This is a genomic window from Klebsiella sp. M5al, from assembly GCF_002090195.1.
Taxonomy (GTDB): Bacteria; Pseudomonadota; Gammaproteobacteria; order Enterobacterales; family Enterobacteriaceae; genus Klebsiella; species Klebsiella grimontii.
On record NZ_CP020657.1, the window covers coordinates 1 to 26,720 of the forward strand.

25 protein-coding genes are annotated in these 26,720 nt (G+C 55.9%); 15 read left to right on the forward strand and 10 right to left on the reverse strand.

Going from position 1 to position 26,720, the window contains the following annotated elements:
• The 4 genes from gyrB to dnaA form a co-directional block, all read right to left on the reverse strand.
• Entirely contained in the window at window positions 1-2,415 is a 2,415-nt protein-coding gene (gyrB, locus tag BWI76_RS00005) for a DNA topoisomerase (ATP-hydrolyzing) subunit B (RefSeq protein ID WP_024360548.1), read from the reverse strand.
• Between the two features lie 28 nt (window positions 2,416-2,443).
• Window positions 2,444-3,517: a DNA replication/repair protein RecF gene (gene recF / locus BWI76_RS00010; RefSeq protein WP_004871824.1), complete on the reverse strand. Its 1,074-nt coding sequence runs from the start codon at window positions 3,515-3,517 to the stop codon at window positions 2,444-2,446.
• A gap of 138 nt (window positions 3,518-3,655) precedes the next feature.
• On the reverse strand, window positions 3,656-4,756 hold the full coding sequence (gene dnaN / locus BWI76_RS00015; protein ID WP_004107206.1) for a DNA polymerase III subunit beta: 1,101 nt from the start codon (window positions 4,754-4,756) through the stop codon (window positions 3,656-3,658).
• A 4-nt stretch (window positions 4,757-4,760) separates the two neighbouring features.
• Window positions 4,761-6,161, reverse strand: coding sequence for a chromosomal replication initiator protein DnaA (gene dnaA / locus BWI76_RS00020; RefSeq protein ID WP_004871826.1), 1,401 nt, complete (start codon window positions 6,159-6,161; stop codon window positions 4,761-4,763).
• Window positions 6,162-6,784: 623 nt separating this feature from the next.
• On the opposite strand from dnaA, the gene rpmH reads away from it, so the two are divergent.
• The 6 genes from rpmH to BWI76_RS00055 all read left to right on the forward strand — a co-directional run bounded on the left by rpmH (window position 6,785) and on the right by BWI76_RS00055 (window position 11,169).
• The gene (rpmH, locus tag BWI76_RS00030; protein ID WP_004871828.1) at window positions 6,785-6,925 is read left to right on the forward strand and encodes a 50S ribosomal protein L34; all 141 of its coding nucleotides are present in this window, start codon (window positions 6,785-6,787) and stop codon (window positions 6,923-6,925) included.
• Window positions 6,926-6,940: 15 nt separating this feature from the next.
• A complete protein-coding gene (gene rnpA, locus BWI76_RS00035; protein WP_004871829.1) occupies window positions 6,941-7,300 on the forward strand; it encodes a ribonuclease P protein component in 360 nt (119 codons plus the stop codon).
• Window positions 7,264-7,521, forward strand: a complete 258-nt coding sequence (gene yidD, locus BWI76_RS00040; RefSeq protein WP_004871831.1) for a membrane protein insertion efficiency factor YidD — start codon at window positions 7,264-7,266, stop codon at window positions 7,519-7,521. The genes rnpA and yidD overlap by 37 nt, the downstream gene beginning before the upstream one ends.
• Window positions 7,522-7,523: 2 nt before the next feature.
• Window positions 7,524-9,170, forward strand: a complete 1,647-nt coding sequence (gene yidC / locus BWI76_RS00045) for a membrane protein insertase YidC (protein WP_004871833.1) — start codon at window positions 7,524-7,526, stop codon at window positions 9,168-9,170.
• 93 nt (window positions 9,171-9,263) lie between these two features.
• The gene (mnmE, locus tag BWI76_RS00050; protein WP_024360546.1) at window positions 9,264-10,628 is read left to right on the forward strand and encodes a tRNA uridine-5-carboxymethylaminomethyl(34) synthesis GTPase MnmE; all 1,365 of its coding nucleotides are present in this window, start codon (window positions 9,264-9,266) and stop codon (window positions 10,626-10,628) included.
• A gap of 133 nt (window positions 10,629-10,761) precedes the next feature.
• Window positions 10,762-11,169, forward strand: coding sequence for a GNAT family N-acetyltransferase (locus tag BWI76_RS00055; RefSeq protein ID WP_049087038.1), 408 nt, complete (start codon window positions 10,762-10,764; stop codon window positions 11,167-11,169).
• A 57-nt stretch (window positions 11,170-11,226) separates the two neighbouring features.
• Here the strand turns inward: BWI76_RS00055 and BWI76_RS00060 are convergent, their stop codons facing one another.
• Window positions 11,227-12,123 carry a dihydrodipicolinate synthase family protein gene (locus tag BWI76_RS00060; RefSeq protein ID WP_004871836.1) on the reverse strand — a complete coding sequence of 299 codons (897 nt, stop codon included), beginning with the start codon at window positions 12,121-12,123 and terminating at the stop codon, window positions 11,227-11,229.
• A gap of 147 nt (window positions 12,124-12,270) precedes the next feature.
• Entirely contained in the window at window positions 12,271-13,152 is an 882-nt protein-coding gene (locus BWI76_RS00065; RefSeq protein WP_004871837.1) for a MurR/RpiR family transcriptional regulator, read from the reverse strand.
• A gap of 326 nt (window positions 13,153-13,478) precedes the next feature.
• On the opposite strand from BWI76_RS00065, the gene BWI76_RS00070 reads away from it, so the two are divergent.
• The 8 genes from BWI76_RS00070 to BWI76_RS00105 all read left to right on the forward strand — a co-directional run bounded on the left by BWI76_RS00070 (window position 13,479) and on the right by BWI76_RS00105 (window position 20,810).
• On the forward strand, window positions 13,479-14,969 hold the full coding sequence (locus tag BWI76_RS00070; protein WP_004871838.1) for an MFS transporter: 1,491 nt from the start codon (window positions 13,479-13,481) through the stop codon (window positions 14,967-14,969).
• Between the two features lie 50 nt (window positions 14,970-15,019).
• On the forward strand, window positions 15,020-15,709 hold the full coding sequence (locus BWI76_RS00075; RefSeq protein WP_004871839.1) for an N-acetylmannosamine-6-phosphate 2-epimerase: 690 nt from the start codon (window positions 15,020-15,022) through the stop codon (window positions 15,707-15,709).
• Window positions 15,706-16,581 carry an N-acetylmannosamine kinase gene (gene nanK, locus BWI76_RS00080; protein WP_004871841.1) on the forward strand — a complete coding sequence of 292 codons (876 nt, stop codon included), beginning with the start codon at window positions 15,706-15,708 and terminating at the stop codon, window positions 16,579-16,581. Before BWI76_RS00075 ends, nanK begins: the two co-directional genes overlap by 4 nt.
• A complete protein-coding gene (gene nanQ, locus BWI76_RS00085; RefSeq protein ID WP_004871842.1) occupies window positions 16,578-17,042 on the forward strand; it encodes an N-acetylneuraminate anomerase in 465 nt (154 codons plus the stop codon). The genes nanK and nanQ overlap by 4 nt, the downstream gene beginning before the upstream one ends.
• A 169-nt stretch (window positions 17,043-17,211) precedes the next feature.
• Complete coding sequence (locus BWI76_RS00090; RefSeq protein ID WP_004871843.1) at window positions 17,212-18,393, forward strand: MFS transporter; 1,182 nt, start codon at window positions 17,212-17,214, stop codon at window positions 18,391-18,393.
• Window positions 18,362-19,321 (forward strand): HTH-type transcriptional regulator YidZ, encoded by a 960-nt coding sequence (gene yidZ, locus BWI76_RS00095; protein ID WP_004871844.1) that lies wholly within the window; start codon window positions 18,362-18,364, stop codon window positions 19,319-19,321. Before BWI76_RS00090 ends, yidZ begins: the two co-directional genes overlap by 32 nt.
• A 300-nt stretch (window positions 19,322-19,621) precedes the next feature.
• Complete coding sequence (locus BWI76_RS00100; protein ID WP_406565773.1) at window positions 19,622-20,206, forward strand: 4'-phosphopantetheinyl transferase family protein; 585 nt, start codon at window positions 19,622-19,624, stop codon at window positions 20,204-20,206.
• A 37-nt stretch (window positions 20,207-20,243) separates the two neighbouring features.
• A complete protein-coding gene (locus BWI76_RS00105) occupies window positions 20,244-20,810 on the forward strand; it encodes an NADPH-dependent FMN reductase (RefSeq protein WP_004855733.1) in 567 nt (188 codons plus the stop codon).
• 48 nt (window positions 20,811-20,858) lie between these two features.
• Here the strand turns inward: BWI76_RS00105 and adeP are convergent, their stop codons facing one another.
• Entirely contained in the window at window positions 20,859-22,196 is a 1,338-nt protein-coding gene (gene adeP / locus BWI76_RS00110; RefSeq protein WP_004127003.1) for an adenine permease AdeP, read from the reverse strand.
• Between the two features lie 167 nt (window positions 22,197-22,363).
• Between adeP and yieH the strand changes: the two genes are divergently transcribed.
• Window positions 22,364-23,029, forward strand: a complete 666-nt coding sequence (yieH, locus tag BWI76_RS00115) for a 6-phosphogluconate phosphatase (RefSeq protein ID WP_004871850.1) — start codon at window positions 22,364-22,366, stop codon at window positions 23,027-23,029.
• A gap of 41 nt (window positions 23,030-23,070) precedes the next feature.
• On the opposite strand, the gene BWI76_RS00120 is transcribed toward yieH, so the two are convergent.
• Genes BWI76_RS00120 through BWI76_RS00130 form a run of 3 tightly spaced genes read right to left on the reverse strand, consistent with a single transcriptional unit; the run spans window position 23,071 to window position 26,717 of the window.
• Window positions 23,071-23,808 carry a glucosamine-6-phosphate deaminase gene (locus tag BWI76_RS00120; RefSeq protein ID WP_004871852.1) on the reverse strand — a complete coding sequence of 246 codons (738 nt, stop codon included), beginning with the start codon at window positions 23,806-23,808 and terminating at the stop codon, window positions 23,071-23,073.
• A 54-nt stretch (window positions 23,809-23,862) separates the two neighbouring features.
• The gene (locus BWI76_RS00125; protein WP_004871855.1) at window positions 23,863-25,029 is read right to left on the reverse strand and encodes an esterase; all 1,167 of its coding nucleotides are present in this window, start codon (window positions 25,027-25,029) and stop codon (window positions 23,863-23,865) included.
• 41 nt (window positions 25,030-25,070) lie between these two features.
• Window positions 25,071-26,717 (reverse strand): carbohydrate porin, encoded by a 1,647-nt coding sequence (locus BWI76_RS00130; RefSeq protein ID WP_004871858.1) that lies wholly within the window; start codon window positions 26,715-26,717, stop codon window positions 25,071-25,073.
• Window positions 26,718-26,720: the final 3 nt, after the last annotated feature.

Below are 26,720 nucleotides of genomic sequence, written 5' to 3' on the forward strand. Positions count from 1 at the left end.
TTAAATGTCGATGTTCGCCGCTTTAAGGGCGTTCTCTTCGATAAAGGCGCGGCGCGGTTCAACGGCGTCACCCATCAGGGTAGTGAACAGCTGGTCGGCGGCAATCGCATCCTTCACGGTCACGCGCAGCATGCGGCGGCTATCCGGGTCCATGGTGGTTTCCCACAGCTGATCCGGGTTCATCTCGCCCAGACCTTTATAGCGCTGGATAGAGAGGCCGCGACGGGACTCTTTTACCAGCCAGTCCAGCGCCTGCTCGAAGCTGGCAACCGGCTGGCGGCGCTCGCCGCGCTCGATAAAGGCATCGTCTTCAATCAGGCCGCGCAGCGTTTCGCCCAGCGCGCAGATACGGCGGTATTCCGGCCCGGTAATGAACTCGTGATCCAGCGGGTAGTCGGTGTCCACGCCGTGGGTACGCACGCGAACAATCGGCTCAAACTGCTGCAGCTCTGCGTTCTCGCGGATATCAAATTTCCACTGGCTACCGTGCTGCTCTTTCTCATTCAGCTCGCTCACCAGGGTATTGATCCAGCGAGTCACCGCCTGCTCGTTGCTCAGGTCGGCTTCCGCCAACGTCGGTTGATAGACAAGCTCTTTCAGCAGCGCTTTCGGGAAGCGACGCTCCATACGACCGATCATTTTCTGCGTGGCGTTATACTCGGCAACCAGTTTCTCCAGCGGCTCGCCGGCTAAGGCCGGCGCGTTGGCGTTGGTGTGCAGGGTTGCGCCATCCAGCGCGATGGAGATTTGGTACTGATCCATCGCTTCATCGTCTTTAATATACTGTTCCTGCTTGCCTTTCTTCACTTTATACAGCGGCGGCTGGGCGATGTAGACGTGGCCGCGCTCGACGATTTCCGGCATCTGGCGATAGAAGAAGGTTAACAGTAGCGTACGAATGTGCGAGCCGTCGACGTCCGCATCGGTCATGATAATGATGCTGTGGTAGCGCAGTTTGTCCGGGTTGTACTCATCGCGGCCAATGCCGCAGCCCAGCGCGGTAATCAGCGTCGCTACTTCCTGAGACGCGAGCATTTTGTCAAAGCGCGCTTTCTCAACGTTGAGGATTTTACCCTTCAGCGGCAGAATCGCCTGGTTCTTACGGTTACGCCCCTGCTTCGCAGAACCGCCCGCCGAGTCCCCTTCCACTAAGTACAGTTCAGAGTGCGCGGGGTCGCGTTCCTGACAATCCGCCAGCTTGCCCGGCAGGCCCGCCAGGTCCAGCGCGCCTTTACGGCGGGTCATCTCACGCGCGCGACGTGCGGCTTCGCGCGCGCGCGCCGCGTCGATGATTTTACCGACCACGATTTTGGCGTCAGACGGGTTTTCCAGCAGGTATTCGTTCAGCAGTTCGTTCATCTGCTGTTCGACCGCCGATTTCACCTCAGAGGAGACCAGCTTGTCTTTGGTCTGCGAGGAGAATTTCGGATCCGGCACCTTCACGGAGACCACAGCGATCAGGCCTTCACGGGCATCGTCGCCGGTGGCGCTGACTTTCGCTTTCTTGCTGTAGCCTTCTTTATCCATGTAGGCGTTCAGGGTACGGGTCATCGCCGCACGGAAGCCTGCAAGGTGGGTACCGCCGTCGCGCTGCGGAATGTTGTTGGTAAAGCAGTAGATGTTTTCCTGAAAACCATCGTTCCACTGCAGCGCAACTTCAACGCCGATGCCGTCTTTTTCGGTGGAGAAATAGAAGATATTCGGGTGGATCGGCGTTTTGTTTTTATTCAGATATTCTACGAACGCTTTAATACCGCCTTCGTAGTGGAAATGATCCTCTTTACCGTCGCGCTTGTCGCGCAGGCGAATCGACACCCCGGAGTTCAGGAACGACAGCTCGCGCAGGCGTTTTGCCAGAATCTCGTATTCGAATTCGACCACGTTGGTGAAGGTTTCGTAGCTCGGCCAGAAACGCACCATGGTGCCGGTTTTTTCGGTTTCGCCGGTCACCGCCAGCGGCGCCTGCGGCACGCCGTGCGCATACATCTGACGATGAATTTTGTTATCGCGCTGAATGACCAGCTCCAGCTTCTGCGACAGGGCGTTAACCACGGAAACGCCTACGCCGTGCAGACCACCGGAAACTTTATACGAGTTATCATCGAATTTGCCGCCCGCGTGCAGAACGGTCATGATCACTTCCGCCGCCGACACGCCCTCTTCCGGGTGAATACCGGTCGGAATACCGCGACCATCATCCTGGACGGAGACGGAGTTATCGCTGTGGATAGTAACAACGATGTCTTTACAGTAACCTGCGAGCGCTTCGTCGATAGCGTTATCCACAACCTCGAATACCATGTGGTGCAGACCGGTGCCGTCATCCGTGTCGCCGATATACATACCCGGGCGCTTACGCACCGCATCCAGCCCTTTCAGGACTTTGATACTGGAGGAGTCATAAGAATTCGACATCAACGTTTCTCGCTCATTTTATCTTAGGTTAATCCGCTATTTTACCCTTTTCCACGGTAAACATCTTCGAATTTTCGTCCGACATGTCCATAACGTGTTCAGCGCTAATGGCGCTGACGAAAACCTGCGACTGCGTGGCTTTTAAGCGGCTGGCAAGCAGCCCGCGCCGCGCGTCGTCAAGTTCCGAGGCAAAATCATCTATCAGGTACAGGCACCGCCGCCCGCTTTCGCGGGTCAGAAACTCGCCTTGCGCCAGTCGTAGGGCGCACATCAGCAGCTTAAGCTGCCCGCGTGACAATGTATCCTCTACCGGCGCGCCGTCGGCACGAATGCGGAAATCCGCTTTATGCGGGCCGTGGGCGGTATAGGTTAGCATGCGATCGCGTTCGAAATTTCGCTCCAGCACCTCGGCATAATCCGTTTCTTTCTCCCAGCCGCGCTGGAAAGAAAAGGTGAGAGCGAACTCCGGCAAAAACTGCCGACAGGTATCCGCCATGTCTTCGACGATAGCGGCGCTATATTCGGCCCGCCAGCGGCTAATAAGCTCTGCCAGCGGGATCAGCTCCAGATCCCATGGCCGCAGCTGGGCATAGCGGCTGACCTGACGCAGCGCGGCGTTGCGCTGCTTCACCAGGCGCTTCAGGTTGCTCCAGGCGGTAAAGAATCCGGCTTCGTTGTGAAAGCATCCCCAGTCAAGGAACGCTCTTCTGTATTTGGGGCCGCCGTTGAGTAAAGTAAACCCCTCCGGCGTAATCAGCTGCATCGGCATCAGGTGCGCCAGCTCAGCCACTTTATGCCCGTCGGTACCGTCGATACGCACCTTGCTGTCGCCCTGCTTATCTTTCGTCAGGCCGATAGATACTTCACGCTCTTCACCCTGCAGGCGACCGTGCAGGACAAAGGACTCCTGTTCGTGACGAATCACGCGGCCAATCTGCAAACTACGAAACGCCCGACCATGGCCGAGCGTATAGATAGCTTCAAGTACGCTGGTTTTGCCGCTGCCGTTGGCGCCAACCAGGAAATTAAAGCCGGGAGAGAGGGCGAGATCCGCATTTTCAATATTGCGGAAGTCTTTGATTAGAAGTCGGGATAGCGACATATCAGCTCATAAGCAGGGCGTTATCGGCGCAGTTAGTCTGGTCACGGCCAGCGCGCAGCAACCGGAGCGTACTAAAGTACGTGAGGATTGCGAGCACTGCCCGGAGCCAGAATAACAAGTAAGATAGCCCGATATTTTCTACAGCCTCATAGGCATGACGACGTATGCTGCGGATTGGGAGGCCGCATCCTCAATCTGCACGCTCGAAACGGAATCGGTCAGCAGAATGCGCACGTTCTCACACTTCAGCGCGTTCAGGACGTCCAGCACATAGCTGACGTTAAAGCCGATTTCCATCTCGGTCCCGGCATAGGTGACATCAAGAATTTCTTCCGCTTCTTCCTGTTCCGGGTTATTGGCGGTGATTTTCAGCTGATTTTCACTGACGTACAGGCGCACGCCGCGGAATTTTTCGTTAGAAAGAATCGCCGCGCGGGCAAAGGCCTGCTTGAGAATATCGCAGCCGGCGTCCAGATGCTTATCCGGATTCTTCGGCAGTACGCGGCGATAGTCAGGAAAACGACCATCCACCAGCTTTGAAGTGAAGATAAAGTCGCCAACGTGAGCGCGAATATTATTGCTGCCGATCTGCACGCGCAGCGGCGTATCGCCGCCGTCGAGCATACGCATCAGCTCAATCACGCCTTTACGCGGCACGATCACCGAATGATTGGGCAGGGACTCTTCCAGCGGCATCGAGCAGACAGCCAGGCGGTGGCCGTCTGTCGCCACGGTGCGCAGTTCGCTACCTTCGGTTTCAAACAGCATACCGTTTAAGTAATAGCGAACGTCCTGGTGCGCCATCGAAAACTGCGTCGCTTCGATCAGGCGCTTCATGGTCGCCTGCGGCAGGGTAAATTCAACTTCGCTCTGCCAGTCATCGAGGTTCGGGAAATCCGCCGCAGGCAGCGTCGAGAGCGAAAAGCGGCTGCGTCCGGAACGCACCAGCATGCGCTCGCCTTCCAGCTGGACCGCGATCTCCGCGCCTTCAGGCAGGCCGCGGCAGATATCAAAAAATTTACGCGCCGGAACGGTTGTTGCTCCCGCTTCGTGCGGCTGAATCAGCGCAACGCGCGCGACCATTTCCATTTCCAGATCGGTACCGGTCAGCGACAGCGCGCCATCGGTAACCTGTAGGAGCAGGTTGCCAAGAATCGGTAGCGTCGGACGACCACCTAAAGGACCGCTCACCTGTTGCAGCGGTTTTAATAAATGTTCACGTTCTACGGTAAATTTCATAGCGTCACGAGGATAATGTTCTGATTAAATTGGAAAAATCTTCTTTGATATCGTGGCTTTCTTCACGCAGTTGCTCAATCTTGCGGCAAGCGTGCAGGACGGTGGTATGGTCGCGGCCGCCAAACGCGTCGCCGATTTCCGGCAGACTGTGGTTGGTCAGCTCTTTTGCCAGCGCCATCGCCATCTGGCGGGGGCGCGCCACCGAACGGGAGCGGCGTTTAGACAGCAGGTCCGCTACCTTAATTTTGTAATACTCCGCCACCGTCTTTTGAATATTGTCGATGGTGACCAGTTTTTCCTGTAAAGCCAGCAGATCGCGCAGCGCTTCGCGCACGAAATCGATGGTGATCGCCCGGCCGGTAAAGTTGGCGTTGGCGATAACGCGGTTCAGCGCCCCTTCAAGCTCACGTACGTTAGAGCGCAGGCGCTTGGCAATAAAGAACGCCACTTCGCCCGGCAGGCGAATGTCGTTTTCATCGGCTTTTTTCATCAGGATCGCCACGCGGGTTTCCAGCTCTGGCGGCTCGATCGCGACCGTCAGCCCCCAGCCGAAGCGTGATTTGAGACGATCCTCAACCCCGTTGATCTCCTTCGGATAGCGATCCGACGTCAGGATGATCTGCTGATTGCCTTCCAGCAGGGCGTTAAAGGTGTGAAAAAACTCTTCCTGCGAGCGCTCTTTATTAGCGAAAAACTGAATGTCATCGATCAGCAGGGCGTCAACGGAGCGGTAATAGCGCTTAAATTCTTCAATAGCGTTGTTTTGCAGGGCTTTTACCATGTCCTGTACAAAGCGCTCGGAGTGCATGTAAACCACTTTCGCATTGGGTTTACGCGCCACAATTCCGTTACCAACCGCATGTAAAAGGTGGGTTTTACCCAGGCCGGTGCCGCCATAAAGGAACAGCGGGTTGTACGCGCCGCCGGGGTTATCCGCAACCTGACGCGCCGCCGCGCGAGCCAGCTGGTTGGATTTACCTTCGACGAAGTTATCAAACGTGTGTTTTACATTGACGTTAGAGCGGTAGGTCGGTTCTGCCGGCGCCGGAACGTTATCCCAGCCCGGACGCACGATCGTCGGCGCAACGCGCGCCGTCTGGATCTGCTGCGCGGGCGCTGCGGCCGCAACGCTTACCGTACCTCTCTGCATCTGAACGGCTGGCTTAGCACCTACCTCAAACCGCAGCTGTGGGGCATCCGCACCGCAAAAATCATTGAGGAGTCCATTGATATTATTGAGGTATTTATCCCTTACCCAATCGAGCACAAAACGGTTTGGCGCATACAGTGCCAGCGTGTTATCGCTCAACTCCGCCTGCAAAGGGCGTATCCACATGCTGAATTCTGTGGCTGGTAACTCATCCTGCAATCGGGCAAGACACTGCTGCCAAAGCGAAAGTGACACGGCGGACTCCACTCGAACAAAAATCGATATATAAAAAGAGAAACTGAAACAATCGTGATTGTTGGCACACGTCGACAAGACCCTGCATAGCCGAAAAGCCCCTGCACTAAAGGGGTGACGTGCGAACCGCTATCTGCGGTTATTACCCGATGCGGATCTCTGGATCCCGATCGGGACCGGGGATCATAGCCTAAACTGAGAAAGAGATCTTGTGTTTCTCAACAGATTCTTCCCGATTTATCCACAGGAAGGATCGAAGCTGGGTAAGTGTAATCGATCCTGGCGGGAGTGGAGCACGATTTCAGCCGCATATTGGAAAAATTAATGAACTATCCTGGTTTTGGGCTTAATCGATCTAACAAAGATCCTTTGCGATCCTTGCGCTTTATCCACCAGGTCGTATAATCCACCACCCGGCGCGTAATGCCCGTTTTCCGTAACGTGCCATCGCCTGTTTTTTGTGCGGCAAGGTGCGAGAAATAAGGAAAGAGAATTGACTCCGGAGTGTACAATTATTACAATCCGGCCTCTTTAATCACCCACGCTGAGGCGTAGGCCGTTCGAAATTCGTTCGGATTTACGCGAAAGTCAGTGAAATTATTCAAGTTTAGGTAGAAATCGCCATGAAACGCACTTTTCAACCGTCTGTACTGAAGCGCAACCGTTCTCACGGCTTCCGTGCTCGTATGGCTACTAAAAATGGTCGTCAGGTTCTGGCACGTCGTCGTGCTAAAAGCCGCGCTCGTCTGACCGTTTCCAAGTAATAAAGCTAACCCTGAGTGGTTAAGCTCGCATTTCCCAGGGAGTTACGCTTGTTAACTCCCAGTCATTTCACTTTCGTCTTCCAGCAGCCATTACGGGCTGGCACGCCGCAAATCACCATCCTCGGCCGCCAAAATTCGCTGGGGCATCCCCGCATCGGTCTTACCGTCGCCAAGAAGAACGTCAAGCGAGCGCATGAGCGCAATCGGATTAAACGTCTGACGCGTGAAAGCTTCCGTTTACGTCAACATGAACTCCCGCCAATGGATTTCGTGGTGGTGGCGAAGAAAGGGGTTGCCGACCTCGATAACCGTGCTCTCTCGGAAGCGTTGGAAAAATTATGGCGCCGCCACTGTCGCCTGGCTCGCGGGTCCTGATAGGCCTGATTCGGGTCTATCAGCGCCTGATTAGTCCGCTACTCGGGCCGCATTGCCGTTTCACGCCGACCTGTTCTCAATACGGAATTGAGGCATTGCGCAGGTTTGGATTGATAAAAGGCAGTTGGTTGACGGTGAAACGCGTATTAAAATGCCACCCTTTACACCCTGGTGGTGACGATCCCGTCCCGCCTGGACCATTTGATACCAGAGAACACTAACGATGGATTCGCAACGCAATCTTCTTATCATCGCTTTGTTGTTCGTGTCTTTCATGATCTGGCAAGCCTGGGAGCAGGATAACAATCCTCAACCCCAGCAGCAGACCACGCAGACAACGACCACAGCAACGGGTAGCGCCGCCGACCAGGGCGTACCGGCCAGTGGCCAGGGGAAACTGATTACGGTAAAAACCGATGTGCTTGACCTGACCATCAACACCAGCGGTGGTGATGTTGAGCAAGCGCTGCTTCTGGATTATCCGAAAGAGCTGAAGTCGACTGAGCCGTTCCAGTTACTGGAAACCACGCCGCAGTTTACCTATCAGGCGCAGAGCGGCCTGACCGGTCGTGATGGCCCGGACAACCCGGCTAACGGACCGCGTCCGTTGTATAACGTCGATAAAGATGCGTTTGTGCTGGCTGATGGCCAGAACGAAATCGTCATTCCTCTGACGTACACCGATAAAGCAGGCAACGTATTCACCAAAACCTTCACCCTGAAGCGCGGTGAATATGCGGTAAACGTCGGCTATAGCGTGCAGAACGCCAGCGAAAAACCGCTGGAAGTGTCTACGTTTGGCCAGCTGAAGCAAACCGCCAACCTGCCGACGCATCGCGACACGCAGACCGGCGGCCTGACAACGATGCACACATTCCGCGGCGCGGCGTACTCAACGTCTGAAACGAAGTACGAAAAATACAAATTCGATACTATCGTCGATAACGAAAACCTGAACGTCAGCACCAAAAACGGTTGGGTTGCCATGCTGCAGCAGTACTTCACAACCGCATGGGTTCCGCAGAACAACGGTACTAACAACTTCTACACCGCGAATCTCGGCAACGGTATTGTGGCGATCGGCTACAAATCGCAGCCGGTTCTGGTGCAGCCGGGTCAAACCGATAAGCTGGAAAGCACCCTGTGGGTCGGCCCGGCTATTCAGGACAAAATGGCCGCCGTTGCGCCGCATCTTGACCTGACCGTCGACTACGGCTGGCTGTGGTTTATCTCTCAGCCGCTGTTCAAACTGCTGAAATGGATCCATAGCTTCCTGGGCAACTGGGGCTTCTCCATCATCGTTATCACCTTTATCGTTCGTGGCATCATGTACCCGCTGACCAAAGCGCAGTACACCTCCATGGCGAAGATGCGTATGCTGCAGCCTAAGATTCAGGCGATGCGCGAGCGTCTGGGCGACGACAAGCAGCGTCAAAGCCAGGAGATGATGGCCCTGTATAAAGCTGAGAAGGTTAACCCGCTGGGTGGCTGCTTCCCGCTGATTATCCAGATGCCAATCTTCCTTGCGCTGTACTATATGCTGAGCGCCTCGGTTGAACTGCGTCATGCGCCGTTTATCCTGTGGATCCACGACCTGTCTGCGCAAGACCCGTACTACATCCTGCCGATCATCATGGGCGCGACGATGTTCTTCATCCAGAAGATGTCTCCGACCACCGTGACCGACCCGATGCAGCAGAAGATCATGACCTTTATGCCGGTCATCTTCACGGTGTTCTTCCTGTGGTTCCCGTCCGGTCTGGTGGTTTACTATATCGTCAGCAACCTGGTCACCATTATTCAGCAGCAGCTGATTTACCGTGGTCTGGAGAAGCGTGGCCTGCATAGCCGCGAGAAGAAAAAATCCTGATACTCTTGAATTATTTTGAGTATTTACGGTAACGTTAATGCCAGAGAAGGCGGTCAATAGACCGCCTTTTTTACATCTACATAGAGAGTCACCATGAGCCATAACGACACTATCGTCGCCCAGGCAACCCCACCGGGACGCGGTGGTGTGGGCATTCTGCGCATCTCTGGCCTGAAGGCGCGCGACGTTGCGCAGGCGGTGCTGGGCAAGCTGCCGAAGCCGCGCTACGCCGACTACCTGCCGTTTAAAGACAGCGACGGCAGCGCGCTGGATCAGGGGATTGCGCTGTGGTTCCCCGGCCCGAACTCCTTTACCGGCGAAGACGTGCTGGAACTTCAGGGCCACGGCGGCCCCGTTATCCTCGACCTGCTACTGAAACGCATTCTGACGCTGCCGGGCGTGCGTATCGCCAGGCCAGGCGAGTTCTCCGAGCGCGCGTTTTTGAACGACAAGCTCGATTTAGCCCAGGCTGAAGCGATAGCCGACCTGATCGACGCCAGCTCCGAGCAGGCGGCGCGTTCTGCGCTGAATTCGCTGCAGGGCGCATTCTCTACTCGCGTAAACCATCTTGTGGAAGCGCTGACGCACCTGCGCATCTACGTTGAAGCGGCCATTGATTTCCCGGACGAAGAGATCGACTTCCTCTCCGATGGCAAAATCGAAGCCCAGCTCAACAACGTGATCGCCGATCTTGACGCCGTGCGCGCCGAAGCGCGCCAGGGCAGCCTGCTGCGCGAAGGGATGAAGGTCGTTATTGCCGGGCGGCCGAACGCCGGCAAATCAAGCCTGCTGAACGCGCTGGCGGGCCGGGAAGCGGCTATCGTCACCGATATTGCCGGTACCACCCGCGACGTGCTGCGCGAGCATATCCATATCGACGGTATGCCGCTGCACATCATCGATACCGCCGGCCTGCGCGATGCGAACGACGAGGTTGAGCGCATCGGTATCGAGCGCGCCTGGCAGGAGATTGAACAGGCCGACCGCGTGCTGTTTATGGTCGATGGCACCACCACCGACGCGACCGATCCGGCGGATATCTGGCCGGACTTTATTGCCCGTCTACCGAAAAACCTGCCGATTACCGTCGTGCGTAACAAAGCGGATATCACTGGCGAAACGCTGGGGCTGAGCGAAGTAAATGACCACTCACTTGTTCGCCTTTCGGCACGTACCGGCGAGGGCGTAGACGTGCTGCGCAATCATCTCAAGCAGAGCATGGGCTTTGAAACCAATATGGAAGGCGGTTTTCTGGCGCGCCGCCGCCATCTGCAGGCGCTGTCGGACGCCGCAGAGCATCTGCAGCAGGGGAAAGCGCAGCTGCTGGGCGCCTGGGCTGGCGAGCTGCTGGCGGAAGAGCTGCGCCTGGCCCAGCAGAACCTGAGCGAAATCACCGGCGAGTTTACCTCTGATGACCTGCTGGGGCGCATTTTCTCCAGTTTCTGTATCGGTAAGTAAGCTCCGTTTGTGAGCATTGACTAACCCGCCTTAACATCCTGTTAAAGCGGGTTTTTATTTATCATCTTCACGGTAGATTGGTTTATCTATTACCCTTATCGGCATCGCCGCTCTTAACGTACCGGATGCAACCATGACCATCGATTACACCTTTATTGATACCGTTCCTTCTGCAGAAGACTTTTGCCGCCTGCGCGTCATATCAGGTATGTCGCCGCGACCGCTGGAAGGCGCCCGTGCTGGCCTGCCGCGTAGCTGCTACGGCGTGCATATTCTCTATGAGGGCGTGCCCGTTGGTATGGGGCGCATCGTCGGCGACGGCGCGCTGAACTTTGAAATCGTCGACGTCGCCGTGGACCCGGCCCATCAGGGAAAAGGTCTCGGTCGCCAGATCGTGCAGAAAATCGTCGCCTGGCTTGATGGCAACGCGTTTAAAGGGGCATACGTCTCGCTGGTGGCGGATGTTCCCGAGCTGTACGCAAAATTTGGGTTTTCCAGCGTCAGGCCGGAAAGTGAGGGTATGGCGAAGGTCTGGAATTAACTTCGCTGGTAAAGAAGCATCCGGGGCTGCGGCGTCTCCCGGATGCCGGTGATGCTATCAGGATTTAATAAAGTCGGCAGCGCGAAAAGCTTCCAGCGCGACGCGCTTTTGCTCGCTGGTCATCGGGCGCAGCGGGCGGCGCGGATCGCCGACGTCAATGTCGTGCAGCTGCATAGCCAGCTTCCCGGCCGCCACGCCGCCGTACTGAACCAGGATGCGAATAATCGCGATGACTTTATCCATACAGGCGGCAACGTCCTGATGATCCCCCCGGTTGAAGCTCTCGATCAGACGATGATAGAGCGGCGCCGCGTAGTTATAGGTACTGCCCACCGCGCCGACGGCGCCGCAGGCCAGGCCTGCGGGTAAAAACTCATCCACGCCGAACGGAATATCGAACTGGCGATTGTTGACGCGCAGGCAGCGCTGGAACTCATACATATCCGCGGAGTTAAACTTCATACCGGACAGGTTCGGAATTTTATCCGCCGCGGCGATCAGAAACTGCTCCATATCGAGGCTTAGACCCGACATGCCGGAATGGTAGTAATAGAAGCCTTTTGACGGCGCCGCGGCGGCGATAATGCGGCAATATTCCACCAGATCGTCGACGGTAGACGGTTTAAAGAAGCACGGGCCGATGACCGAGGTGGCAAAAATATCCAGGGTTTCAGCATGACGGCTCAGCTCCAGCGCATCGGCGATGCTGAGCGCCCCGGTGTGTAGCGTAATGCTTAGTTGTCCCTGGCTTGCCGCGACCCAGCGCTCGGCGATTTTTTTACGCTCTTCAACAGAACAGTGGATCCCTTCTCCGGTTGTCCCACAGACGTAAGCGCCTTTAACGCCCTGGCGAATCAGGTGCTCGGCGATTCGATCGATAACGGGATAGTTGACTTCGCCATTAGCATCAAAAGGCGTGTGGGGAGCGGCAATAAGGCCGGTTAGCTTTGTCATGTAAACCTCTGGTGGTGTTTTTCTTCTTAAATAAATTTATTTTGAAGCATTACTCCACTCTAAAAGGTAACCATGCCGGTTGCAACTGGATACCGGCAGGGAGGAAAACGGGAGTAGCAGATTGTGATGAATCGCACAAAACTCGCTCTATTTGAGCGTGGACAGGGCATCCATCGTGCGCAGTTTATTGGCTCGGGCGGCTTCCGGGTCTTTCTGCACCAGCAGCGTATAAATGAGATCCAGTACGAAAAGCTGTGCCGTTTTGGTGCCAATGGAGTCGCCCTGCAGGCGTCCCTGGCGGTTGCCGTTAATCAGCGTAATATCCGCGACTTTACTCAATGGTGACCCGAGGTTATGCGTTAAGGCGACGGTGACGGCTCCGGCCTGCTTTGCCAGACTAAGGGCGTGGGTGGTTTCCGGCGAATGCCCGGAGTGGCTGATACCGATAGCGACATCGCCAGCCTTGAGCAGCGCGGCCTGCATATACATAAAGTGATTATTCGTTAAGGCATCGACGCGCATCCCGATTCGCATCAGCTTGTGCTTCATCTCTTCGGCGGTCAGCCCGGAGGCGCCGACGCCGAAAATAAAGGTGCTATTGCAGCTATGCAGCGCCTCCACGACCCGTTCAACCTGCTCCATATCCAGAAGGTTGAGCGTTTCCGAGAGAACAGTCGAGATAGCGCCCTGGAGCTTGAGACCAATGGTGTGCGCATCGTCGGCTTTCTGAATTTCAGCCTCCAGAAGCGTGCTGTTGTCATCGGTATCGGTCATGGCCAGCTCAATAGCCAGCTCCATTTTGAAATTCTGAAAGCCTTTATAGCCCAGCTGTCGACAGAAACGGATCACCGACGCTTCGCCCGCGTTCACTTCCTCTGAGAGGTCGGCGATGGAAAGCTGCGTCACCTTGTGGGGGGAAGTCATCACAAACTGCGCAATGCTTTTCCCGACGCGGGTCATACTGCTTTGCATCGCTCCCAGGGTATCAAGTATTTTCCCGGCTTTGACCGGCGAAGTCGGAGTCGTCATCTCTTCCCTACTGTTTACGCGATTATCAGGCGCTAATGATGGAGTACAGCGCATCACCAGGCAATATGGATTTTTAAAAACGCCGTGACGCCGCGGCTATATCCTGAGCGGCGCAAACATTGTACGTCTCATGGCGTGAGTCAGATCGCCTTTTTTCGTTTCTCCTCTTCTTTGTCCATGATCTTGTTCACACATTTCATGAAATGCTCTTGTGGCGTTTAACTTCTAAAAAATATATTAAATGGAGTTTAACTTCATTTGGCTGTGCGCCTCCCTGCTGTTTTAGGCCCGACAGCATAAAAACGCTGCTCATCACAGGAGAGCATATGAGTGAAATAATAAGTACCAAACCATGGTATAAGCACCTCAATAAGTCCCAATGGCGGGCTTTCTCTGCAGCCTGGCTGGGCTATTTACTGGATGGTTTTGATTTCGTTTTAATCGCTCTGGTGCTCACCGAAGTACAAAGCGAATTTCAGCTCACCACGGTCCAGGCGGCGAGTATTATTTCCGCGGCGTTTATCTCCCGTTGGTTCGGCGGCCTGCTGCTGGGGGCGATGGGCGACCGTTATGGCCGCCGCCTGGCGATGGTCAGCAGTATTATTCTTTTCTCCGTCGGTACGCTGGCCTGCGGCTTTGCGCCGGGATACACCTCGATGTTTATTGCCCGAATGGTGATCGGAATGGGGATGGCCGGCGAGTACGGCTCCAGCGCAACCTATGTTATTGAAAGCTGGCCAAAACATTTGCGTAACAAAGCCAGCGGCTTCCTGATATCCGGCTTTTCCGTCGGCGCCGTTGTGGCGGCGCAGGTTTACAGCCTGGTGGTGCCCCTCTGGGGCTGGCGCGCCTTATTCTTCCTTGGCATTCTGCCGATTATTTTCGCGCTGTGGCTGCGTAAAAATATTCCGGAAACGGAAGACTGGAAAGAGCGGCAGACGAAGAAAGCGCCAGTACGGACGATGGTGGATATCCTCTATCGCGGTAAATACCGCGCCATGAATATAGCAACGACGCTGATCGCAACGGCGGCGCTGTGGTTCTGCTTCGCAGGTAATCAGCACAACCCGCTGGTAGTGATTGCGCTGGCGCTCGTTTGCACCGTTATTTTCATCAGCTTTATGGTACAGAGCAGCGGAAAACGCTGGCCGACCGGCGTAATGCTGATGGTTGTCGTTCTGTTCGCCTTCCTCTATTCCTGGCCTATCCAGGCGCTGCTGCCGACCTACCTGAAAACCGAGCTGGCATACGATCCGGCGGCGGTGGCGAAGGTGCTTTTCTTCAGCGGATTCGGCGCGGCCGTCGGCTGCATTGTCGGCGGGTTCCTCGGCGACTGGCTGGGCACGCGTAAAGCCTACGTTTACAGCCTGCTGGCCTCGCAGGTCCTGATTATCCCTGTTTTCGCCATCGGCGGCGCCAGCCTGTGGGGCCTGGGTCTCCTGCTCTTCTTCCAGCAGATGCTGGGCCAGGGGATCGCGGGAATACTACCGAAATTGATCGGTGGTTACTTCGACACCGATCAGCGCGCTGCCGGTCTGGGCTTCACCTACAACGTCGGCGCTCTGGGCGGGGCGGCGGCGCCGGTCCTCGGCGCGCTGGTCGCACAGCATATGCATCTGGGTACGGCGCTGGGGTCGCTCTCCTTCGGACTGACGTTTGTGGTGATCCTGCTGATTGGCCTCGATATGCCGTCCCGCGTACAGCGCTGGATTCGCCCGGAAGCGCTGCGAACCCATGACGCCATTGATGGCAAACCATTCAGTGGGGCAAAGGTTCGTCACGACAAAGCGAACGCACCGCTTTGCAGTAAACATTAAATTCATGCGCCCGGCGCTGTCGGGCGCAAACGGAAGTAAGGGATAGCGCTATGTCTTTATTTGATACTTTGGATGTGAAGGTTAAAGAATTGGGCGGACTCATTGTCTCGTGCCAGCCGGTGCCGGGCAGCCCGTTAGATAAGCCTGAAATCGTCGCGGCGATGGCGCTGGCGGCGGTCAAGACGGGTGCGGTCGCGGTACGTATTGAAGGCATTAATAACCTGAAGGCCACGCGCGAACTTATTTCAGTACCCATTATCGGCATCATCAAGCGCGACCTGCCGGACTCGCCGGTGCGCATCACGCCGTTCCTTGAGGATGTGGACGCGTTGGCGCAGGCAGGTGCGGATATTATCGCCTTTGACGGCACGGATCGCCCGCGTCCGGCCAGCGTGAAGGCAACTATCGAGCGCATTCATCAGCAGGGCTGCGTCGCGATGGCAGACTGCTCGAACCTTGAAGACGGTACTCGCTGCCACGCTCTGGGCGCAGAAATTATCGGCACTACGCTGTCCGGGTATACCACGGAAGCAGTACCCAATGAGCCGGATTTCCCGCTAGTGCAGGCCCTTAGCGCCAAAGGATACCGGGTCATTGCCGAAGGGCGGTTCAACTCTCCGGCCCTGGCGGCGCAGGCCATAAAGCAAGGCGCATGGGCGGTGACCGTCGGTTCCGCGATTACGCGTATTGAACACATTTGCCAGTGGTACCGCGATGCGCTGGCTGAGGTTGCGCTATGACAACGCTGGCGATAGACATCGGCGGCACCAAGCTGGCCGCCGCGCTGATTGACACGCAGCATCACGTGCTGGAGAAACGAGCGCTGCCGACGCCCGCCAGCAAAACGCCGGCGGCGCTGACGGAGGCGTTGAGCGCGCTGGTCGCGCCTTTCGCGGGGCGGGCCCGGCGGGTAGCGGCCGCCTCGACGGGAATCATTCGTCACGGCGTACTGACGGCGTTAAATCCGGATAACCTTGGCGGACTGGCGCAGTTTCCCCTGCGAGAGACGCTGGCGCAGCTGACGGGGCGACCGTGCCTGGTCGTGAACGATGCGCAGGCGGCGGCCTGGGCCGAATATCACGCCCTGTCTGTCGATGCCGACGAGATGGTATTCATCACCATCTCAACGGGCGTGGGCGGCGGTATCATCTGCAACGGTCGGCTCCTGTCCGGGAACGAAGGGCTGGCCGGGCATATCGGCCACACGCTGGCCGATCCGCACGGTCCGCGCTGCGGCTGCGGTCGCACCGGCTGCGTAGAGGCTATTGCCTCCGGCAGAGGGATCGCCGCGCTGGCGACGGACGATCTGCAGGGGATGACGGCCAAATCCATTTTTGCTCTTGCGCAGAGCGGCCATCCGCAGGCAACGTCGTTAGTCCACCGTTCGGCGCAAACCATCGCCCGGCTGATTGCCGACATGAAGGCCAGCGTTAACTGCCAGTGTGCCGTACTGGGCGGCAGCATCGGGCTGGCGCCCGGCTATCTCGCACTGGTTGAGACCTATCTGGCGCAGGAACCTGCGGTCTATCACACGAAGATTGTAGCCGCACACTATCAGCATGATGCCGGCCTGATTGGCGCGGCGTTGTTAGCGGAGGACAAAGCATTATGATTATCGGCGATATCCATCACCCGGAATGCGCGGGACTGTCACCCGTTCTGCTTGAGGCCGTGAGGCTGGCCGTTAAGGCTCAGCCGCAGCAGCGTGAACCGGGGCGTTATGAGTTGCAGGGCGATGATATTTATATGAACGTCATGCGCTTCGCCACGCAGTCGGCGGAAAGTAAAAAAGCGGAGCTGCACGAAAAATTTATTGATATTCAGATCCTGCTGCAAGGCGAGGAGACAATCCACTGCGGCGTGGCCGATAGCGCCCGTGAGTGCGACACCTGGCATAAAGAAGAGGACTACCAGCTGTGCGCAGCTATCGCCGACCAGCAGCAGGTGACCCTGAAGCCTGGCATGTTCGCCATTTTTTTCCCTGGCGAACCGCATAAGCCGGGCGTGCAGGGCGCAGCGAGCATGGAGATAAAAAAAGCGGTAATTAAAGTTAACCGCGCGCTGCTTGTCTGAGTCACTTACTTCGCCCGCCAGATATGCGTCCTGGCGGGATGGCCTCCCAACGCCAAAGCGACGCTTGCTTCGTCGCTTTTCCTCCCAGGAAATCATTGTTGTCCAAATGGCAACTCGTACTACCGCACGAACCCCTCTATGCTGTACGGCAATCTTATGCGAGGGTTCTATGGCACGCTTTCTTATCTGCAGTTTTGCGCTGGTTCTGCTTTATCCATCCGGTATTGATATGTATCTGGTCGGCCTGCCGCGCATTGCGCAGGATCTGGGGGCCAGTGAAGCGCAGCTGCACATCGCCTTCTCGGTTTATCTGGCCGGGATGGCCGCAGCCATGCTGTTTGCTGGCCGTATCGCCGACAAGTCAGGCCGTAAGCCGGTGGCGATTTTCGGCGCCGTTGTTTTCATACTCGCCTCCCTTATCTGCTCGCAGGCGCAGGTCAGCGCCCACTTCCTGACGGGGCGTTTTATTCAGGGGATTGGCGCGGGCAGCTGCTACGTCGTCGCCTTTGCGGTGCTGCGCGATACCCTCGACGATCGCCGCCGGGCGAAGGTGCTTTCCCTTCTTAACGGCATCACCTGCATTATTCCGGTGCTGGCACCGGTACTCGGCCACCTGATTATGCTGAAATACCCCTGGCAGAGCCTGTTCTATACCATGACCGGCATGGGCGTTCTGGTGGGGCTGCTGTCGATATTTATCTTGCGGGAAACGCGTCCAACATCCGTTCGGCAGGCGGCGCAGCAAAATGTCGCCCCCGAATCGCTGCTTAACCGCTTTTTCCTCAGCCGAACGATCGTGACCACCCTCAGCGTGACGGCGATTCTGACCTACGTTAACGTCTCCCCGGTGCTGATGATGGAAGTGATGGGCTTCGATCGCGGGACTTATTCCATGGCGATGGCGCTCATGGCGCTAGTGAGCATGGTGGTGTCGTTCTCGACGCCGTTTGCTCTGACGCTCTTTAAGCCCCGCACCCTGATGCTGACCTCGCAGGTGCTCTTCTTTATCGCGGGCGCGCTGCTGAGCTTTGCCACCAGCCAGACGATAACGATGCTAGGGCTGGGGCTGATTTGCGCCGGGTTCTCCGCCGGCTTTGGCGTGGCGATGAGCCAGGCCCTGGGGCCATTTACCCTGCGCGCTGGCGTGGCGAGTTCAGTTTTGGGGATTGCTCAGGTTTGCGGCTCTTCACTGTGGATTTGGCTGGCGGCTATCATCGGGCTCAGCGCGATGAATATGCTGATCGGGATACTTATTGCCTGTAGCATAGTGAGTATTGTTCTGATTATGGTCGCCTCTCCGGCGCGGGCCGCGCAACGCTATGAAAAAACCCCTGTCGAGTCTCGATCTTAACTTACTGCTGTGCCTGCAGCTCTTAACCCAGGAGCTCAGCGTTACCCGCACGGCGAAGCGGATGAACGTTTCGCCGTCGGCGGTGAGCAAGTCGCTGGCTAAACTGCGCGCCTGGTTTGACGATCCGCTATTTGTCAAAACGCCTCTGGGGCTGTCGCCCACGCCGCTGATGAGCAGTATGGAGCAGGATCTGGCGGACTGGATGCAGATGGGTAATCAGATCCTCGACAAGCCCCATCACACCATGCCAAGCGGGCTAAAGTTTGAGCTGGCGGCGGAGTCGCCCCTGCTGATGATCCTGCTGAACTCGCTTTCACAGCGGATCTACCAACGCTATCCGCAGGCGCTGATCCGCCTGCGCAACTGGGATTACGATTCGCTGGATGCCATTATTCGCGGCGAAGTCGACATCGGTTTTTGCGGCCGGGAAACCCATCCTCGCTCCCGTGAACAGCTCAGCCTGCTGCCCTGGTATATCGATTTTGAAATCCTGTTTACCGATCTACCTCAGGTATGGCTGCGCGCCGATCATCCCGCGCTGAACGATGAGTGGAGTCTGGACGCTTTTTTACGCTATCCGCATATCAATATCTGTTGGGAACAAAGCGATACCTGGGCGCTGGATGATGTTCTGCATGACCTGGGGCATAAACGCACCGTGGCGTTGACCGTTCCGGGCTTTGAACAGTCGCTGTTTATGGCGGCCCAGCCTCATCATACGATGTTGGCCACCGCCCCGCGCTATTGCCAGCGCTACAATCAGCAGCATCATCTGCCGCTGGTCTCACTGCCGCTGCCGCTGGAACCGTCGCAGCTGGAGAAAATACGCGTCCCCTTTACCCTCCTGTGGCATAAGCGCAACAGCTACAACCCGAAGATCGTCTGGCTGCGAGAAACGCTGAGACAGCTCTACACTGAACCGCTATAGCGCTGGGTTAGCCCGCCTTGCGCAATAAATTGTAAAATTCATGCAATTTCTCTTTTCAACGGGTGATTTCCGCATTAAAACCTGACAATTCTGAGCGATAATATAATTCGCAATTTCTATCATTGACCATTAATCACGGAGCGACGAATGGCAACGCATTTTGCAAGAGGGATACTTAACACCCGAGAACCGTTATCAACACGCCTGTCAGCGGCCTGCCATCAATCCGCCAGGCGCCTGCCTGAGTACCGACAAAGCCGCTATCGCGCATCCCGGTCACTCCTCGCAGAACTCCTCTTTATGCTGTACGGCATCAGCGAACTTCCCGAAATTATTGATGAAGAAAATGGAAAACCCGCTTTTCGCGACGAAAATCTCCCGCATTTCTCCATCTCCTATGCTGGAAATATCGTCGGCGTCGCGTTAACCACCGAAGGCGATTGCGGCCTGGATATGGAATTACCGCACGCCTCCCGCGGTTTACACTCCCCGCACGACGCCGACCGCTACGTTTTTAACAGTAATGAGCGTGTATGGATTAGCAATCAGCACGATCCTGACGAAGCTCGCGCTCAGCTTGACGCGCTGCGCAAAAGCGTCATGAAACTGACCGGCGAAACCGCCGTTAACCTACAGCTTCTTCCGGGCTCCGGGCGGTTACGCACAAGCGGGACGCAGGCAATCGAAGCCGTGTGCGACGCCGAAACGGTGCTGGTCTGGTCTATCGCCGCCAGCCCGAATATCGGTCAACTGAAAGTCTGGGAATATAATGGTAAAGAGGGCTGGCGCAGCCTGCCTGACGCTCAGGCCCGTGCTAAAGAACCGTCCGCCCGGCTGATGCGCTTCACCAGTTTACCGGTAGAAAAAGCCTTCTCCCTCAACTGACCGGTTTTCCCGGCCATCATGATGCAAAGGAGCAATCATGTCTGATACGTTGAAAGTTGTTACGTTACTCGGAAGTCTGCGCAAAGGCTCTTTTAATGCCATGGTCGCGCGTACCCTCCCCGGCATCGCGCCCGCAGGTATGGCGGTTTCCGCGTTACCGTCCATTGGCGATATTCCACTCTATGATGCCGATGTCCAGCAGGAAGAGGGATTCCCACAAAGCGTTCAGGATATCGCGCAGCAAATTCGCGAGGCCGACGGTGTGGTCATCGTGACGCCGGAATATAACTATTCGGTTCCCGGCGGCCTGAAAAACGCCATCGACTGGCTATCTCGTCTGCCGGAACAGCCGCTGGCCGGTAAGCCGGTACTGATTCAAACCAGTTCGATGGGGGCTATTGGCGGCGCGCGCTGTCAGTACCATCTGCGCCAGATTCTGGTATTCCTCGACGCAATGGTGATGAATAAGCCCGAATTTATGGGCGGCGTGATTCAGAACAAAGTGGATCCGCAGGAGGGGAAAGTCGTCGATCAGAGCACGCTCGATCATCTGAGCGGGCAGCTTAGCGCTTTTGCCGAGTATATTCAGCGGGTTAAGGCCTGACAGACGCCGTCACGCTCGCCAGAACGGGCGAGCGTGACGGCGCAGGTATTAATGCGCGTCGATAAACACAATCTTCAGCACGAACAGCAGCGAAACCACAATCACGCACGGACTGAGGTCGCGCAGGCGGCCGGTACCAATCTTCATCACGCAGTAAGAGATAAAGCCTAAGGCAATACCTTCCGTAATGGAGAAGCTGAACGGCATCATCACGGCGGTAATAAACGCAGGCACTGATTCGGTTAAATCATCCCACTTCACGCGCGCCAGGCTGGAGGTCATCAGAACGCCAACGTAAATCAGCGCACCGGCTGCGGCGTAGGCCGGAACCATACCCGCCAGCGGCGACAGGAAAATCACCAGCAGGAACAAGAGCCCAACGACCACGGCGGTTAAGCCGGTACGGCCGCCCACGGAAACGCCCGAGGACGATTCAATATAGGCGGTTACGGAAGAGGTGCCGATAAAGGAGCCGGCAACGGACGATACGCTATCGACAAACAGCGCCTGCTTCATACGCGGGAACTTGCCCTGCGCATCGGCCAGACCGGCTTTATCGGTCACGCCGATCAGCGTGCCGGAGGAGTCGAACAGGTTCACCAGCATAAACGAGAAGATCACGCCCGCCAGGCCGAGATTCAGCGAGCCCGCCAGGTCAACATGACCAATCACCGTAGTCACGCTCGGCGGCATGGAAACGATGCCCGTGTAGTGAACGTCACCCAGCATCCAGCCCAGCAGCGTGGTAACCACGATAGAAACCAGCACCGCGGCGTGAATATTGCGGGAAGCCAGAATCGCGATAATGAAGAAGCCAAGGATACCCAACAGCACGCTGTGGGACGTCAGGTTGCCGATGCTCACCAGGGTTTCCGGATTGGCGACGATCACGCCGGCGTTTTTCAGGCCCATCATACCGATAAACAGGCCGATACCGCTGGTGATGCCGATGCGCAGGCTAACCGGAATATTGGCAATCATCCAGTAGCGTACGCGGAAAATCGTCAGCAGCAGCAGGCCAACCGCGCCCCAGAAAATAGCGCCCATCCCCACCTGCCATGGCAGGCCCATTGCCTGTACCACAACAAACGCAAAAAAGGCGTTCAGGCCCATTGCCGGCGCCAGCGCCACCGGGAGGTTAGCGAATAGCCCCATCATAATGCTGCCGAATGCGGCGATCAGACAGGTTGTGACGAAAACGGCGCTGGTATCCATACCCGCCACGCCGAGAATCTGTGGGTTAACAAAAACGATGTACACCATTGTCAGAAAAGTGGTGAAACCTGCAATCGCTTCGGTGCGGGCCGTGGTGCCGTGTTCACGCAATTTGAACACGCGCTCCAGCAGACCCTGGCCAGATGACTGGCTGGTTTGTTGTTGACTCATTATCGGTTTCCGAACAAAGGAGGGAAAATTCGTCGCTATCCTATACCAAAATGCGACAATAGGGGCGGTTGTGAGATACTTTTTTTCATTGATTTTGCTTATACGGCAACGATTGCGTCTCACCAATCAGCATGACGAAAACGTTAACTTATTAAAATGGAAACGACATGACCCAACCAGAAGCAGTATTTTTCGACTGTGACGGCACGCTGGTCGACAGCGAGGTGATCTGCTCCCGCGCCTACGTTCACATGTTCAGGGAATTCGGCATTACGCTGGATTTAGAAGAGATTTTTAAGCGCTTCAAAGGCGTAAAGCTGTTCGAGATTATCGATACCATTAACGCGGAGTACGGCGTTAATCTGGATAAGGCGACCCTTGAGCCGGTTTACCGCGATGAAGTCGCGCGCCTGTTTGATACTGAACTGGAAGTCATTTCTGGCGCACAGGCGCTGCTGGACGCGGTCAACGTGCCGATGTGCGTGGTCTCCAACGGCCCGGTCAGCAAAATGCAGCACTCTCTCGGTAAAACAGGCATGCTGCGCCATTTCCCCGAGCGTCTGTATAGCGGCTACGATATCCAGCGCTGGAAGCCCGATCCGGCACTGATGCTGCATGCTGCAAAAGCGATGAATGTTAACGTAGAGAACTGCATTCTGGTCGACGACTCCAGCGCAGGCGCGCAGTCGGGGATCGCGGCAGGCATGGAGGTGTTCTACTTCTGCGCCGATCCGCACAACAAGCCCATCGACCATCCGAAAGTGACGACGTTTACCCGTCTGGAAGCGCTGCCGGAACTGTGGAAAGCGCGCGGCTGGCATATTACCCGATAAAAAGCCGCAGCGTAGCGCAACCCCGGAGCGACCCGCCTGCGCTACGCTGAGAAGGACTGCGCTTTAGTCAATTCCGCAGCCGCTGCTTTATCAGCCACAATCACCAGGGAAGGATGCAGTTTCAGCACCGAAGCCGGAACCCGCTCGCTGACTTCGCCTTCAATCACCTGCTTTAGCGCCTGCGCTTTTGCCGCTCCGCTGACGATCAGCAGCAAATTTTTCGCCGCCATAACGCTTTTCGGCCCCATCGTGACGTAGCTATCCGGCACCGCGGAGAAGTCGCCGTCCATTTCGCCATGCGCGACGAGATCCACCAAATCCCCGACGATAGGGACTTTCACCGTCGCATCGTGGAACCGCGTGGTATTCGGTAAGTTACCGCAAAAATGGCCGTCAGCGCCGAGACCCATCACCACCAGATCCAGGCCCCCCTCCTCCTGTAACCGCTGGTCGTGATGGATAAAGTTTGCATGGCTAAGCTTGTGGATATTCTCTTCCGGGATCTGAGCGGGAGTGAAAAACAGGCTGCGCAGATTGGAAATGGTCACCCCTTCGCGATCCTGTCCGCGGAACGGGATCTCATCAAAATTGTAATAATGGGCCTGAGAATAGAAGGACTTGCCTTTAATCGCTGCCGTCAGATGTTCATACATTTTCTTCGGCGTACTGCCTGCCGTTACCGCCAGATTCATCCTCCGCGGCGCGGTGATGTAGCCTAAAACATGATGGCTGGCGACCAGGCTCATCTCGGCATAATCTTCCGTCACGATTAACTTCATGTTATCTCCCTGAATATAATGAAGACAGGGAGCCAGGGATCTGGCTCCTTGATTTTATTTGAACAGCTTCTGCACGAACTCGGCGTAGGCTGGGCGCCAGACGTCCATTTCGTGGTTCAGGCCCGGAAACTCGTGGTAGTCAAATTTGATGTTCTGCTTCTCCAGCTCCGCTTTCAGTCCGGCGATATCTTTACCGGTGACCGCGTCTTTCTCACCCACGACGACGGTGAAATTACGCAGCTGCTTATTGATCGCCTGCGGGTTTTTTAGCTGCGCCTCGACGCCGGCATCCGGCACCGTGGTTGTCGTTACGCCGCTGAAGGTCGCCAGCCAGCCGAAGCTCTCCAGATGGTTCATTCCCGAGACCAGCGCCTGATAACCGCCCTGCGACAGCCCGGCAAGCGCCCGGCCATCCGCGTCTTTCCGCACATTAAAGCGGGCATCAATCAGCGGAATAATATCGTTCATCAGCTCTTTATCCGCCGCTTTCGCATTCAGTGGATAGAAGGTTTTACGCCGTTCCTGCGGCGGGAAGTTTTCCGCAACCGCTTCAGGAATATCGGTTTCGGTATCCGGCACCACCACCAGCATGGGCTTGATTTTGCCTTCCGCCAACAGGTTATCCATGATTTGCGGGATACGCCCCTGATCGATGGCCGACAGGCCGCTGTCGCCAAAACCGTGATAGAAATAGAGCACCGGCAACGGCTCGCCGGTACCGGTATAGCCCGGCGGCGTCCACACGTAGGCACGGCGTTCAGAATTCAGCGCCTTTGAGTGGTAGGTCAAGGTGCGTAGTTCCCCATGAGCCACCGCGCGATCGTCAAGAATGCTGCCGGGTACCAGAATCAGGCTGGTATTCACCTGACGCTGGGGTTTCTGATAGCGGCTACCGGTATCGACTGAACGGAATCCGTCGACATCAAAATAGTATTCGTAGAGGTTGGGCGCCAGAGCTTCACTTTTCCATGTCCAGATCCCCTGTTCATCTTTGGCCATATCGTGGGAGACGAAGGTGTCCGGCGTTGCCCCCGTCACCACGGATACCCGTTTTGCGTCCGGGGCAAACAGGCGGAAGGTAATACTCTTATCGCCGTTAACCTGTGTAATATACTGGCTGACCGGGATCGCCGCGCTCGGCGTGGCCGGAAACGGCGCAGCATGAGCGGTAAACGCTGCGCCCGCCAGCGCCAGAGCGAAGTAAATAGCATGTCGTTTCATCGTTATTCCTCTTTAGAATTTTGTCCTGGCCATTGCCAGCCTTACCACCAGATTTCAGCCTGGGCGCCAACGGCAAACTGATCGTTCTTACCATCTTCAAAAATGCTGCTGGTGTTGCTGTTAGCGGCCTTATCCAGGTCGATATCCTTCGCTTTAATATAAGTCGCATAGAAACGAATTTCCGGGCGTGAGGTCAGCATACTGGTATTCACTTTAAAGGTATGGAAGAGGGTGGTTTTGTAACCGGATTCGTTATATTTCTTGCCGGTAATATCTTTGTTCTGCTGTTTGAAATAGCCCAGTTCGACGCCGGTCTGGTTATATTTATCCCAGATCCAGGCCGGACGAACGACGGCGCGAATAGATTCGAAATCGGAGTGCGCGCCAGTCTCGTAGCTGTAGATATCATTACCAAAGGAGTAAACGATGGCGTTAGCCATAATGATGTTATCACTCAGATAGGTTTCCCCCTGGGAGGTCAAACGAACGGCGGTGCCGTTGGTATGATCGCCATAGTATCTGCCGTTAAAGGTGGTATACGGACTGGATCCCGCATAGCGCGAGAAGCTACTGGCGATAGAGTTGTTCGCCAGCAGGAATGAAAACTCGTTAAACCCGCCGTTATCGAATTTCTGCGTTAACGACGTTCCCGCCATCCAGGTATCTTTCCATTCATAATACCCATTATTACCTTCATTATATTTTTCTGATGAGCTCTGATTTGCCGCGACATAGCGGCCGGTCACCATTAATGAGGCTTTATCCCAGAGAGGGATTTCTTTATAGCGGATATCAATGGTATTGGTGTTAAGTTGCTGGCTTTTGGTCAACGTACGGTTGTAATCATCAACGTCCTCACGTACCAGCGCAATATCAAACTTACCCGCGCCCACCTTCCAGTTTTCAAGGCCAACGCCTGCTGCGGCATCGGTTCTCTGCGTTTTCCAGTCCAGCATCTGGATTTCAATTTTCGGCGCACCGTGCTTGCCGACCCAGAAATCCGCTTCCGGCGCAAACGGCAGGAAACCTTTGGTATTGACGTACATATCAGAGAACTGCATATAGTTCTCGCCGCCAGCGTTATCCCCGAACCAGCCGCTGGAATACTGCTGCCCGACGTTACCGTCTAACATCACGATCGCATCAACACGCTTATTGCCTTCCTGATAGACCCGCTGCTTAAGCTGTAAATCAAACCAGCCAGAGTATTCGTTACCAAAGCGGCCAAGCGAACCAATCGCCCACGATTTTGGCGATCCATGAGAAGCGGTTCCCCAACCGGAACGGTAATAGCCGTTATAGCTGAAGCCAATTTCATCCTTCACGAACTGACTGAAATCCTTCATCGTCATGGAGCTATAGATAGACTCGCCGTTAGCCGCGGGTTGTTCATTTTTCACCAGCACCGCCGCCGGTTTTTGGGCGGCGCGGGCCGGCGCTGGCGGGCTTACGGCCTGCCGAGCCGCGCTCGTTTTATTTCCGCCCGGCTGCGTATTGGCGACCCAGATTTGATTTCTGGCTTTCTCTTCATCTTTATATTTTTTAAGTTCGGACTGCGTATCCTTAAGCGCCTTTTCCAGAAGCTCAAGGCGCTGTTCAACCGTCAACGATGCCGCCATAGCATGGGAGGAATAAGCGATCGGTGCCATAATAATAATGGCAGATGTAATCAGATTTCTTTTAAACATAAG

Excerpts from the sequence above, each read along its gene's own strand:
- BWI76_RS00055 (WP_049087038.1), top strand. The coding sequence starts at position 10,762 with ATGACCATCGATTACACCTTTATTGATACCGTTCCTTCTGCAGAAGAC.
- BWI76_RS00120 (WP_004871852.1), bottom strand. The coding sequence starts at position 23,808 with ATGAAGTTAATCGTGACGGAAGATTATGCCGAGATGAGCCTGGTCGCC.
- recF (WP_004871824.1), bottom strand. The coding sequence starts at position 3,517 with ATGTCGCTATCCCGACTTCTAATCAAAGACTTCCGCAATATTGAAAAT.
- BWI76_RS00125 (WP_004871855.1), bottom strand. The coding sequence starts at position 25,029 with ATGAAACGACATGCTATTTACTTCGCTCTGGCGCTGGCGGGCGCAGCG.
- gyrB (WP_024360548.1), bottom strand. The coding sequence starts at position 2,415 with ATGTCGAATTCTTATGACTCCTCCAGTATCAAAGTCCTGAAAGGGCTG.
- adeP (WP_004127003.1), bottom strand. The coding sequence starts at position 22,196 with ATGAGTCAACAACAAACCAGCCAGTCATCTGGCCAGGGTCTGCTGGAG.
- nanQ (WP_004871842.1), top strand. The coding sequence starts at position 16,578 with ATGATTATCGGCGATATCCATCACCCGGAATGCGCGGGACTGTCACCC.
- BWI76_RS00075 (WP_004871839.1), top strand. The coding sequence starts at position 15,020 with ATGTCTTTATTTGATACTTTGGATGTGAAGGTTAAAGAATTGGGCGGA.
- dnaN (WP_004107206.1), bottom strand. The coding sequence starts at position 4,756 with ATGAAATTTACCGTAGAACGTGAACATTTATTAAAACCGCTGCAACAG.
- yidZ (WP_004871844.1), top strand. The coding sequence starts at position 18,362 with ATGAAAAAACCCCTGTCGAGTCTCGATCTTAACTTACTGCTGTGCCTG.
- BWI76_RS00100 (WP_406565773.1), top strand. The coding sequence starts at position 19,622 with ATGCTGTACGGCATCAGCGAACTTCCCGAAATTATTGATGAAGAAAAT.
- BWI76_RS00060 (WP_004871836.1), bottom strand. The coding sequence starts at position 12,123 with ATGACAAAGCTAACCGGCCTTATTGCCGCTCCCCACACGCCTTTTGAT.
- yidC (WP_004871833.1), top strand. The coding sequence starts at position 7,524 with ATGGATTCGCAACGCAATCTTCTTATCATCGCTTTGTTGTTCGTGTCT.
- nanK (WP_004871841.1), top strand. The coding sequence starts at position 15,706 with ATGACAACGCTGGCGATAGACATCGGCGGCACCAAGCTGGCCGCCGCG.
- BWI76_RS00105 (WP_004855733.1), top strand. The coding sequence starts at position 20,244 with ATGTCTGATACGTTGAAAGTTGTTACGTTACTCGGAAGTCTGCGCAAA.
- rpmH (WP_004871828.1), top strand. The coding sequence starts at position 6,785 with ATGAAACGCACTTTTCAACCGTCTGTACTGAAGCGCAACCGTTCTCAC.
- yieH (WP_004871850.1), top strand. The coding sequence starts at position 22,364 with ATGACCCAACCAGAAGCAGTATTTTTCGACTGTGACGGCACGCTGGTC.
- BWI76_RS00070 (WP_004871838.1), top strand. The coding sequence starts at position 13,479 with ATGAGTGAAATAATAAGTACCAAACCATGGTATAAGCACCTCAATAAG.
- BWI76_RS00065 (WP_004871837.1), bottom strand. The coding sequence starts at position 13,152 with ATGACGACTCCGACTTCGCCGGTCAAAGCCGGGAAAATACTTGATACC.
- BWI76_RS00090 (WP_004871843.1), top strand. The coding sequence starts at position 17,212 with ATGGCACGCTTTCTTATCTGCAGTTTTGCGCTGGTTCTGCTTTATCCA.
- BWI76_RS00130 (WP_004871858.1), bottom strand. The coding sequence starts at position 26,717 with ATGTTTAAAAGAAATCTGATTACATCTGCCATTATTATTATGGCACCG.
- yidD (WP_004871831.1), top strand. The coding sequence starts at position 7,264 with ATGGCGCCGCCACTGTCGCCTGGCTCGCGGGTCCTGATAGGCCTGATT.
- mnmE (WP_024360546.1), top strand. The coding sequence starts at position 9,264 with ATGAGCCATAACGACACTATCGTCGCCCAGGCAACCCCACCGGGACGC.